Origin of the sequence: Pseudomaricurvus hydrocarbonicus (assembly GCF_011602365.1) — a bacterium.
GTDB lineage: Bacteria > Pseudomonadota > Gammaproteobacteria > Pseudomonadales > Cellvibrionaceae > Pseudomaricurvus > Pseudomaricurvus hydrocarbonicus.
Genome location: NZ_JAAONZ010000012.1, coordinates 156621 through 167788 on the forward strand (window position 1 = coordinate 156621; position 11168 = coordinate 167788).

General features: G+C 49.5%; 9 protein-coding genes. 4 read left to right on the forward strand and 5 right to left on the reverse strand.

Annotation, left to right across the window (positions count from 1 at the left end; translation table 11 throughout):
• Nucleotides 1–14: 14 nt before the first annotated feature.
• From G8770_RS15190 to G8770_RS15210, 5 genes are all read right to left on the reverse strand, one after another.
• On the reverse strand, nt 15–581 hold the full coding sequence (locus G8770_RS15190; protein ID WP_167188548.1) for a nuclear transport factor 2 family protein: 567 nt from the start codon (nt 579–581) through the stop codon (nt 15–17).
• Nucleotides 582–737: 156 nt separating this feature from the next.
• The gene (locus G8770_RS15195; RefSeq protein WP_167188551.1) at nt 738–2075 is read right to left on the reverse strand and encodes a spinster family MFS transporter; all 1338 of its coding nucleotides are present in this window, start codon (nt 2073–2075) and stop codon (nt 738–740) included.
• 456 nt (nt 2076–2531) lie between these two features.
• A complete protein-coding gene (locus tag G8770_RS15200; RefSeq protein WP_167188554.1) occupies nt 2532–3674 on the reverse strand; it encodes a helix-turn-helix transcriptional regulator in 1143 nt (380 codons plus the stop codon).
• A 152-nt stretch (nt 3675–3826) separates the two neighbouring features.
• Nucleotides 3827–4588 (reverse strand): SDR family oxidoreductase, encoded by a 762-nt coding sequence (locus G8770_RS15205; protein ID WP_167188557.1) that lies wholly within the window; start codon nt 4586–4588, stop codon nt 3827–3829.
• Between the two features lie 195 nt (nt 4589–4783).
• Nucleotides 4784–5590 carry an SDR family NAD(P)-dependent oxidoreductase gene (locus tag G8770_RS15210; RefSeq protein WP_167188560.1) on the reverse strand — a complete coding sequence of 269 codons (807 nt, stop codon included), beginning with the start codon at nt 5588–5590 and terminating at the stop codon, nt 4784–4786.
• 164 nt (nt 5591–5754) lie between these two features.
• On the opposite strand from G8770_RS15210, the gene G8770_RS15215 reads away from it, so the two are divergent.
• The 4 genes from G8770_RS15215 (at nt 5755) to G8770_RS15230 (ending at nt 10939) form a co-directional block, all read left to right on the forward strand.
• Nucleotides 5755–6513: an SDR family NAD(P)-dependent oxidoreductase gene (locus tag G8770_RS15215; protein WP_167188563.1), complete on the forward strand. Its 759-nt coding sequence runs from the start codon at nt 5755–5757 to the stop codon at nt 6511–6513.
• 33 nt (nt 6514–6546) lie between these two features.
• The gene (locus tag G8770_RS15220) at nt 6547–7542 is read left to right on the forward strand and encodes a Rieske 2Fe-2S domain-containing protein (RefSeq protein ID WP_167188566.1); all 996 of its coding nucleotides are present in this window, start codon (nt 6547–6549) and stop codon (nt 7540–7542) included.
• 591 nt (nt 7543–8133) lie between these two features.
• Complete coding sequence (locus tag G8770_RS15225) at nt 8134–9147, forward strand: IS110 family RNA-guided transposase (RefSeq protein ID WP_243760521.1); 1014 nt, start codon at nt 8134–8136, stop codon at nt 9145–9147.
• 853 nt (nt 9148–10000) lie between these two features.
• Nucleotides 10001–10939, forward strand: a complete 939-nt coding sequence (locus G8770_RS15230; RefSeq protein WP_167188569.1) for a hypothetical protein — start codon at nt 10001–10003, stop codon at nt 10937–10939.
• Nucleotides 10940–11168 lie beyond the last annotated feature (229 nt).

The following is an 11168-nucleotide window of genomic DNA, read 5'->3' on the forward strand; positions in this document are numbered from 1 at the left end:
GAATATAACGGTGACTATTTCTGCTCACCAAGATAATGGGATACAAAATTGGGTGTTTGTTCCAGATCTTCATTAATCTGGTACAGGCGTTTGTAACGTGTATCGCTGATGACCCAGCGGTTATCAATTTTTTGGTAGTGGTCCCAGTACAGGGCTGTGCCTTGCGTCAATCGTTGTTGGGGCAGGGACCAGAAATGATCGTAGAGGTACCAGATGCCGGTGGCTTCGGTCTCGCTCAGTATTTGAATCTCGGGGTGCATGCCATTGTGTCGGGTGACAGCATCGGCGTTAAAAGCGTGACGCATGGCACCGACAAATTCCTGGCGACTGTTCAGTTCGATATCGTAGTCACCACCGGTGTAGTGAACCTTGAGATCGGTGTGCAGCAGGGTTTCCAGCTCCTCGAAGTTGCCGGTATCCAGGCAGCGAAAGTAGGCGTGTTTCAGTTGTTTGATGGCTTCAATATCCATCAGGTGCTGGATGCCTTTGCGCAGATCTTCCAGAGAATCCCCGCAGGCGTTCAAAGGGAGTCCTTCGCCAATACCCATGCTGGCTTTGTTCAAGGTGAAAGGGCTAGTCATAATTATTGTCCTCTATGCCACGATTAAATAGTTAATCGTGGTTACATGGTTATAGTATTGTGAGTTGGAAGGTAAAGATTCACTCATTTGGAGGAAAAAGCACCAAACTGAATGCTAGACATTTTCCTGCAAAAATAGCTCTCCAAAGTGGCAGTGTCAGGTGATGTCCGCAACCGTATTGTTTTTGCTCATGTTGTCTTCCCCAGTGCTACGATCCATGTGATCGCCATAAGCCTGGGCAGCGCGCCAATACAACAGGCTGCCGATGGCAACGGCAGCCAGGCTGACGAGCATGGCGTAGCGTATGGCCTGCTCGCCCAGCGTAGGGGTGAAAATATCACTGAGCGTGCCGATGAGCACTGGGCCCAGCCCCATGCCAATCAGGTTCAGCAGTAGCATCAACATGGCAGAGGCCTGAGTGCGTAGATGTGAGGGCGAAAGGGTTTGCACGGCGGCGTAGGTTGGTCCCAGCCAAAACGCCGAGAAAAAACCGCCAAACACAAAAAACACCACAGCTACGGGTAAGTGAAAATCTTGTATGAGCCAAAACTGCTGGCTGGGCCACAGCAGAAACAACGCCATAAAAATTAATGACAAGCCGGCTCCTATCGCGGGTAATCGCAGCTGCCAACGGGTATCCCTTTGGCACAGACGGTCGCATAACAAACCACCTGTAATGGCACCTGCGAGGCCCGCAAAGGTGCCCGCCAGCCCCAGAATCAGACCCGCTTCCACCAGCGATACACCGTGAACGCGAATCAGAAAGCTGGGAAACCAGGTGCCCAGACCATAGCCAGACAGAGCGGTAAATGCGGTGGCCAGTGACAGCTGCATAAAGGCGGGTAGCGCCCAGAGCTGACGCATGGATTGCAGCAGGGATTCTTGCGGGGGCTTGGGCTTGACCGGCTCTTTGATCAACAGGGCGACCAGCAGGCCAATCACCACACCGGGAACGCCGAAAATGATAAAGGCCATACGCCAGCCCAGTTGATCCGCGATCACGGCGCCGCCAAACATGCCCAACAAGACACCGATTTGAGAGCCGGTGGAATGAATGCCCATGGCTGTGGAGCGTTGGTGAGGCGGAAAATAATCGGCAATCAGAGATTGGGAGGGGGGCGTGCCACCGGCTTCACCAACTCCGACCCCGACCCGCAGCAAGGCCATTTGCAGAAAGCCCGACGCCCCGGCACACAGGCTGGTCATGACACTCCACAAGATCACCGAGATGGATAAGACGTTGCGACGGGACCAGCGATCCGCCAGGCGGGCTATGGGAAGGCCCAGGGTGGCGTAGAAGAGGGCAAATGCAAAACCGGTGAGAAAGCCCATGGCGGTATCACTGGCTCCGAATTCTGCCTTGATGGGTTCCAGCAAGATGGTCATTAATTGACGGTCAATAAAGTTAAACACATACACCAGCACCAACAGCGCCAGAACAAAGTTTCGATACGCAGGGGAATAGCGTTCGGGAAGATGGTGGTCAGCCTGCATCAGGGGTACCTCGAAAGTGTCGGCGGGGAGCACGGGTGACAAGTCGTGATTAATTACGCTGCGCGGTTGCGGTCTTTGGCGGTCGCGCAGGGCTTTCTGTCGTGCTCCGTAAACCAGGGGGGTGGTTTTTGTATTTAATGGTTATTCTAAGAGGTTAAAATTTAACATTGCGTAAAACAAATATCAATATTTTACGATTTAATCGTTGTTGTGGTCGGTTCGGGTCATGGTGTCCGTGATCCGGTAATGGCGGATCTGAGGTCGGGAGCCCTTAGGCCGGCAACCTCGGGCCGGCAACCCGGGCCGGCAACCCAGGTCGGTAACCAGAGTGGGGTGCCGACAGGGCGCGATGATGGTGTCGTTCGGTATTGATGAATGCGGGCAAACTGGCTGGCAGCGGTGGCCAGTCTGATCTCGTGTTTTTCTGGGGCAGGGTTATGAATGCCGGGAGACGGGTTACTGTGCCGCCGCCAAACTATTCAGCACCAGAGAGACCAGTAACGACTGCTGAGTGACGCCGGTTTTGGCGTACATGGCGCGAAGATGGGCACGCACCGTATTTTTTTTGATGTCCAGTTCTTCACACACGGCTTCGGTGGTATAGCCTTCGGCCATCAGGATGGCGATGGTCGCTTCTGACAAGGTGAGGTTGTAGAGGTTCATCAGTGTGCGCACCGAGATCACCAGATCCTTATCCGGATCCTTGATAAACAGGGCGGCGTATGGCGTAAGTGATGAAGCATCAGTGGCCTCCACCGGCAAGGGTTTGATGACCAGTTGATAGTCTGCGCGGTTGGAGGGGCGGGAGACCGACAGCGCATTAATGGCCGAGCGGTATTTGGCGTTGGCGATGGAAACGGCCTCGCGAATGTACTGTTGCAGCGTATTGTTGCGGGAGGTGTGGTCAATTTTTATGTGCTGGTGTACCCGACTAATGCCGTCGTTGTGTTTTAAGAAGGTGTCGGCGGCTTTGTTGGTTTTCAGAATATTGCCTTCGCTGTCAAAAGTCACCATGCCGATGGAGCGCTTGGAAATGCTGTCGGCGTAAATCTGTCGTTCGGTGTCCAGTTGACGTAACTGCAACCCAATGATGACGGACTGCTTTAAGTGGGGGATCAACAGCGACAGAAACTGTCGCTCTTGCTGACTGAAGTCCCCCTGTTCGTGACTGCGCACCAGGCGAATGGACATACGGTTGTGGTCGTCCTGTAACCAGTCGGCACCGGCGATGTAGAAGATATCCAGGGGTTTGAGGATCAGTTGGTAGTATTCGTGATCTTCAAGCGCGTCCGATGCAATCGTGTCCGACAGGGTGACTACCTGTTCCAGGGGCAGGTTGACCAGCGGGTCCTGAGCGTAAAGGTTGGTATAGGCGCCCGCCACACTGTTGAGGATAGCAACATCCGCTTCATCGCCACTGGTGTAAATCAGCCCGCTGTCCGTCGGGGAGGGCAGGCGGGTAATCAGGGTGGCGTGCAACAGATTTAGTTGTTTTTTGAGCTGGGTCAGAAAGTACTTGTTGGTGTTCGACGTAGTGGCCGCACCATACAGAGAATGAACCAGTTCGGAAAACGCTTGGGTATCGGTCAGTATCGACATGCTGGATCTCGTACTTGGGAGAATCTCCGGATGATATCGCTTCACGCCGGTGAGAAAAAGCTTTCCAGCACTGATCCGGGTGTGAGCTGCTGGGAGCCAATAATACCAACAAGCCGGCGTATGCCGGCTTCAGGGGAGTGTGGGATGGGTGCCTAGATGGCGTCCGGTCTGAATACGGCGTCGTGACCACCGTCAATAAACAGCGTAGAGCCGGTGATAAAGTTGGCCTTGTCACTCAACAGAAACTCTGCCGCGTCAGCCATATCGTCCGGTTGTCCCGCTCTTCCGAGAGGAATGCTGGCTGCAAACTGACGAATGGCCTCGCCATAGGTTGGGTCCTGGGCTACGGCCTGGGTCATGGGAGTATCCGTGAAGCCCGGTGCCAGAGCATTAATGTTGATGCCCATCCGGGCCAGTTCGGGAACCTGGCGGCGCATCCAGCGAACCACCGCACGCTTGGTACCGGCGTAAACCTGCTGGCCTTCCAGTTCGCTGGCCCGGTGGGCCGCCTCATCTTCTTTATTGTCCAGCAGCAAGTTTAAAAAATCTTCTGCAGTGCCGCCGGGGGCGGAGTTGGAGGCGATCAGCAAAATCTTGCCTTGTTTCTTACTGACCAGGTCCTTCAGGCCATTGACCAGGGCAATGCAGCCAAAGTAGTTGACCTGGGTAATCAGGGCCCGGTTGGGGACATGGGAGGCAAGTCCGGCGCAGGTGATCAGTCCATCCAGACCGCTGTCTGCGATTTCCCGGGTGCTGTTAATGGCAAGCTCGCGCCCGTCTGGGGTGGAGAGATCGGCGATAATATCGGCGTCTTTGATGTCAACGCTGATGACGCGGTGGCCGGCCTTCAGCAGGCGAGCCTTGATGGCGGCGCCGATACCTGTGGCGCCACCGGTGAGGGCATAGGTTTTCATAAGGGTGTTTGCTCCCGGAAAGTCAATTGGGTCCAGTATTTATACTTTGTTTAACGTCATGCTCTGGTTAAGGTCATGCTTGTTCCAAGTAAAGGCTCTGGCTAATGGTAAAGCGCCTGTTGACCTTCCGCATCGGCTGTTTGAACGAGAGGGTCACAGGTTTGATTGTGGATGTGCTGTAGCGTCGCCGGTGAATCAGTCGAGGTTGTCCAGCGTGTGCTGGATGGCGCTGCCGGGCAGCGCCTGCATGCCGCCATCAATTTCCAGCACCTTGCCGCTGACAAAGCTGCTGGCGGCACTGGCTAGATACAGTACCCCGTTGGCCAGATCCTGGGGGGTGCCAAAACGACGCAGGGGAATCCAGCGCTCGGCTTCGTCGCGGCGCTGCTGATCACTGGTGATAAAACTGGTGGCTGGGGTATCGACAGCGCCCGGGGCCACTGCGTTGACACGAATGTGCGGCGCCAGCTCATAAGCCATCACTCGGGTCATTTGGTTCATGCCGGCTTTGGCGGCGGCGTAGGCGGTAAAATTGCGATCCACCATCCAGCTTAGGGCCGAAGAGACATTGACGATGGCTGGCGTCTGGCTATCGCGCAAGGCGGGAAGGCACAAATGGCTGAGCGTGTAGGCCGAGGTCAAATTGATTCGCACAGTATCTTCGAATCGGGCCATGCCGACTTTTTCAATGGAACCCCAGCCTTTACCGGGCGCACCAGCGTTGTTGACGAGTATATCAATGCCGGAAAAAGTCTCTAAAGTGCGTGCGACCACGGTCTTCAGCTGTTCTTCATCGGTCACATCGGCGACAACCACCAGAGCCTGGGCTCCCAGCTCACGAATGGCGGCGGCAGTCTGTTCCAGATCGTCGATATTGCGTGCCACGCACACGACATTAGCGCCCATTTCCGCAAAGGTAGTGGCTATGCAGCGGCCAATGCCTTTACCTGCGCCCGTGACGATGGCGGTCTTGCCGGTTAATTTGAATGCGTCGAGTATCATGTGAATACCTGTTGTCGTGTTGTGGGTGTCGTCCGAATGGATTAAGGCGGAATATGCCGTTTCCTTGCTAAAAATATACGCGAGTATAAAAATGGACTCGAGTTTTAACGGCGCCTTGCAGTCGTCCAAATGAACTAAAGTGCCTGAGAATAAGTGGTCAGATTATGAAGTTACTGAAAGACAAAGTGGGCGTAGTGACCGGTGGTGGTGCGGGCATTGGGCGGGCGATCTGCTATGCCTTCGCCCGTGAAGGTGCCAAAGTGGTGGTCGCTGATTTTAATGCGGAGTCCGGTGAAGAAACAGTGGCCCAGATCAACGCCAGTGGCGGCGATGCCGTTTTTTTTCAGGCGGATGTGAGCGATGAAACCCAAGTGAAAGCCATGGTGGATACGGCGATCAGCCAGTATGGGCGTTTGGATATTGCATGCAACAGTGCGGCGGTGAGCCGCGGCTCTGGCCCGATCCACCAGTTTGAACGGCAGGTATTTGATGACACGCTCACCCTGTGCCTCACCAATACCTGGCTGTGTCTGAAGCACGAGGTGACAGCCATGCTGGAAACCGGCGGTGGCAGTATTGTCAATATTTCTTCCAATGCGTCGCTGCGTGGTCAGGCATTCAATACCGCCTATGCGGCCGCCAAAAGCGGTGTCAATTTGCTGACCAAAAGTGCGGCTGCAGAATATGGTGAACAAGGTATTCGTATCAATGCCGTGTCCCCGGGAGTGATCCGCACCCCGGGAGTGGAAAAGTACTTTGAAGAACAACCTCAGCTTGCTGAGGGACTGAAGAAAAACTCGGTGATGAAGCGCTTGGGCGAACCGGAAGAAATTGCCGAAGCCGTGGTGTTTTTCTGCTCAGATCGAGCATCTTTTATAACCGGACAAATTTTGTCCGTCGATGGCGGTGGCTCCGTCAAATAATTCGCAATTAGCTAGACCAGAAAGGATATAACTATGATTGCACACGATAACGATTCCGTCCGTATTCCCCTGCCGATTCCCTTTGGTTGGTTTCAGGTTCTGTATTCTCATGAGCTGGCGGTGGGTGAATCAAAGCCACTGAGCTATTTCAACCGAGAGTTGGTGGCTTTCCGCACCGAGTCGGGTGTCGCCAAGGTGGTAGACGCTTACTGCCCGCATATGGGCGCGCATCTGGGCTACGGCATTCACGATAATGCCGGCCATGGCTCCTCCGTGGTTGGGGAAAGCATTGTGTGTCCGTTCCACGGTTGGGCGTTTAATGGTGACGGCCAGTGTACGGACATCCCCTACGCCAAGAACATGCCACCCAAAGTTCAGCGCGGCGAGCAGGTGTTGTTCACTTATCCGGTGCGTGAAATTAACAACTGTATTTTTGTCTGGTATCACCCGGAAAATATTGAACCGACCTTCGAGCCGGAAGTTGTACCAGAGGCAAGCGATGACGAATGGGGTGATATGAAAATATTCACCTGGGAGATCGATACGCACATGGAGGAAATCGGGGAAAATGCCGTGGATGCAGCGCATTTCCTTTACGTTCACCAAACCAACGACATTCCGGATGTGGCGACGCTTAACTTTGAGGAGCACATTCGTCACGGTGTATTGAAAACCCGTAACCCGACTCCGAAAGGTGTTATTGAAGGCACCATTGCCAATCGCAGTATCGGTGTGGGGCAGGCAGTGGTTCGTTTCAGCGGCATCTGCGAGACGATCTTGATGGGTAATCTCACCCCGATTACTCGGGAAAAGTCACGGGCCATGTACGCGTTTATTCAGAAAAAAGTTGATGGCAAAACCCCGCAAGGTGGTGTCGGTGATGCCATTATTGCCAATATCTGCCAGCAGATGGAAGAAGATAAAATCATTTGGGATCGTAAGAAGTACTACGAAAAACCCATGCTGTGTGACAGCGATGGGCCGTTTGCAAAGTTCCGCAAGTGGTATCAGCAATTCATGGTCGCCTGAGTGTATACAGGTTCGTGAGGCATAAAAACCGGGGCAGTGCCCCGGTTTTTTTTGGTTAATAAAAAGTGTCGTCGTCCTTGCAAGCAGTGGGTGCAATTCACGTTGTGTGTCATCTGCCTACTAAATAGGCGGCTGGTGGTCCGGTGTTGACCCATAACGGAACGTCAGTACGACGCCGACCAATTGAATGTTGGGGGTTTTGGGTAAAGGACGATGACACAATCTACTCATGACTGTTTTTATGTACAGTCTTGTATCGATTGCATTACTGGTAAACAATGCAAAGATGAATTGCATGCCAATGTGTGCTGGCAGGGATGATAGTCGTGCTCAAGTATGAATCGAAGGATACGAAAACCGCTCTTAACTCCCTTCTGATAGATATATGTCGTTGTGACGTAATAGTTTACGTCGATTTAACTTAAGTTATTAAATTTTCAGGGATACCGGGTGTATGTTCGGTGACCGATATTGGATATATGTCTTTAAGACGTTTTTTATTACGTCATTAGGGCGTTGAATAATGACATGGACTCTCCTCTACCTTCAGTGGCTATCCTTAAGATACGACTGCTGAACTAGGAGACGATCATGGCGACAATGACTATTCGTATTGGTTTGGATATAGCTAAAAACATATTTGTTGTTTACGGTGTGGATCGGAATGGAAAGAAGACGCTTTCAAAAAAGTTAAAGCGACAGTCAGTTTTAAGCTTTTTTGCGCAATTACCGCCAGCGCTAATTGGTATCGAATCTTGTGGAAGCAGTAGCTACTGGGGAAGGGAGCTGAAGAAATTAGGACATGATGTGAGACTTATCGCGCCCAAGTACGTTAAGCCATATCTGATGAAAGAGAAAAATGATTTAAATGATGCCTCAGCAATTTGTGAAGCAATAAGTAGGCCTAACGTAAATTTTGTTGCCATCAAAACAGAAGAGCAACAAGAAATATTAATGGTGCATCGAGTACGTTCTAGAAGCATCTCAACTCGAACGTCATTGATGAACCAAATTAGGGGGCATTTAGCTGAATTTGGTTATGTTTTTAGCCAGGGCAGAGAGAAGTGTAAAAAAGAGTTGATGGATTTTCTGAGCGATAATGATTTGTCTCCTCTTGTGATGGAAATAGTGCATGATTTATATGCTTCAGTGTTAAGAGAAGAAGAGCGGATTGCTCAATTTGATCGTTTAATTGATCGTTGGGCTCGCTCACACCCAGTTGCAAGAGAGTTGTTGACGCTGGATGGGATTGGCGCACTGACAGCCTCGGCGGTGGTAGCCACTGCCGGAGATTCAAAAATATTTAAAAGTGGCAGGCAGTTCTCGGCATGGCTGGGTTTAGTGCCTAGACAATATTCATCTGGAGGAAAGTCAAAGCAAGGGCGGATCACAAAGAAAGGCGATACATATCTTCGAACGCTCCTGATACACGGAGCAAGAACGGTATTGCTCATGTCCTCCAGAGGAAAAGGCGTTCACACTGAATGGGTAGAAAAGCTCAGGAAGAGTAAACCGGATAATGTTGTGGCAGTGGCTTATGCATCAAAACAAGCAAGAATGCTCTGGGCAATGATGTTTAAATATCAAAATAATGGAATTTGTTAAATAAGGATGAACTTCTTGATTGCTGGTAAATGAGATGAAAACGGTATCGACCGTGCGTAAATAAGGCCTGATAACAGCTTTGGCTATTGAAACCGTTTGAATAATGAGGAATTTACGCGCAAATGTCATCTGGGTCAGTGTGTCTACACAAAGACCGAATAGATATATGCAGTCGAATTAAGTTTTATCTTGATTACCTTGCAAACCGAGGAGAGTCCATAGATAAGATGTTAATACTGAGTAAAACCTAATGAGATATACGATTAGTTTATTCTTTTTTATTTTAGTTGGATGTACATCTTCTGGAATTCCCTATCAGCCTGCTAGTGATCCAAGTAATGGAAAGTCTTTGCTCTATGTATATAGAGTGAAGTCAGATTGTGGTAATGGCGGCGGAAATTGGTTGATTTTCGATAAGAATAAACATTCTGTACTATCTGTACAGAACTATACCTACTTATATGCAAGCCCCGGAGACCACTTTCTTGGAATTACGGCAAGTAATTATCCTGCGTCTGGTCAAAATATAAGTCATTTCCCCAAATGAAACAACCTATATTAGGTACGAAATTGTGATGATCAGGCATACCATAAGTAGTAGTTTTGGAATGATTAGTGGCCCTATATGTGAGCACCGATACACAATGGTGACAAAAGAAGAGGCTTTGAAAGAGATTCCAATTTTCACTCTATCGGAAGGCAAGAGGCTAACGTATTAACAATCCGCTCAAATTCGTTTCGGCCACAAAAAGCGTGGCCTCCACCGGACTCGCTAACGCTCGCCGTTTAGCGGAGCGTTACATGGCTTATCAAGAATCGAGCTAGATTCAAGTTAAAGAAGTAGAGGTACATTGTGTCAAGAACTCAGTTGTTTTTAGGATTAAGACGTGAAAATGGGCAAATAGGCTACCTTTCTGAAAGCTTGGCAATTCCAGAGTTTTTTGAACTTATCAGACCAAAATCTGAAGTAAGATATGACTTAGTTGATTTTTCACCAGTGATAGAGGCCTTACATTCTAAGCATGATGGAATTGCCGAGCAATCGATCAGAGAAAAATACAACTCCGTTTTTAACTATTGGCAAGAATCAAAGACTTACTCCAAAATTGAGATAAAATTACCAAAATTCGAAAGTCTATCTCAATTATCAAACGAGCTAATCACATCTTTGAAGTTTAGAATCGATGAAACTAAAAAAAGTTACTCGCATAGAAGAACGACCAAGCCAGAAGATAATATAAGAATAATAAAAACCATCGAAAACGACTGCAATATATATATTGATGTATTGCTATGCTTTATCCATGCTAAAGCAGCGCTAGAAATAGAGTCATTTAAGAAAGATTTTGTCTTAGGAAGATATTGCACTTATTTAGAAGAGGTTATTTCTGATCTATATAATAGAGTGGTTGAGTTTTCAACTTGGCAAGATAGGTTTGAGTTGGACAGTTCATCACTGCTTTACCATATTGCTTTCAATGAGAATGAAGAGATAAATCACTATACTAAGTTTTTAAAAAATTTCGATACATCACAGGATTTAAGGTTGCAGCGTATAAATGCTAGCAGTTTAAAGTCTACACATAACCATCAAAACGAATCTGTAAATAGCATTGAAGTTGAATACCGAACACCTCACTGGCAAGAATTAGAGGCTGCCAAAATTCTCCGAGATCTACTTTATAAAATTAATTCAATTTCAAAACTGATTTCAAAACTACGAGAAGGTAATGTTGACTGGAATCCATCAGAAGAAGGCGTTGAAGAACTCAAACAATTGCTTTCAGATTAGTCGCCATGTAATAAGGCCGCCCAACCGACCGCTTACGGCGGCGGCTGATGGCGGCGTTATGGTTTGATGGTTGTAGTAAGTCCGATTTCGACTGTGGGTTCAATCGGTCGCGAGAGTGTCCTGATAACTGTGTAAACGTCCCGTGACGCGTCAAAGATGAGCCGTTACCCGCTCACCAAATTCGATAGTAAACCGGTTTAGCGCGGGCTTCCAGTTCCTGATCGGCATA

Coding starts and splice junctions, on each gene's coding strand:
- G8770_RS15215 (WP_167188563.1), top strand. CDS start 5,755: ATGAAGTTACTGAAAGACAAAGTGGGCGTAGTGACCGGTGGTGGTGCG.
- G8770_RS15200 (WP_167188554.1), bottom strand. CDS start 3,674: ATGTCGATACTGACCGATACCCAAGCGTTTTCCGAACTGGTTCATTCT.
- G8770_RS15220 (WP_167188566.1), top strand. CDS start 6,547: ATGATTGCACACGATAACGATTCCGTCCGTATTCCCCTGCCGATTCCC.
- G8770_RS15190 (WP_167188548.1), bottom strand. CDS start 581: ATGACTAGCCCTTTCACCTTGAACAAAGCCAGCATGGGTATTGGCGAA.
- G8770_RS15210 (WP_167188560.1), bottom strand. CDS start 5,590: ATGATACTCGACGCATTCAAATTAACCGGCAAGACCGCCATCGTCACG.
- G8770_RS15195 (WP_167188551.1), bottom strand. CDS start 2,075: ATGCAGGCTGACCACCATCTTCCCGAACGCTATTCCCCTGCGTATCGA.
- G8770_RS15205 (WP_167188557.1), bottom strand. CDS start 4,588: ATGAAAACCTATGCCCTCACCGGTGGCGCCACAGGTATCGGCGCCGCC.
- G8770_RS15225 (WP_243760521.1), top strand. CDS start 8,134: ATGGCGACAATGACTATTCGTATTGGTTTGGATATAGCTAAAAACATA.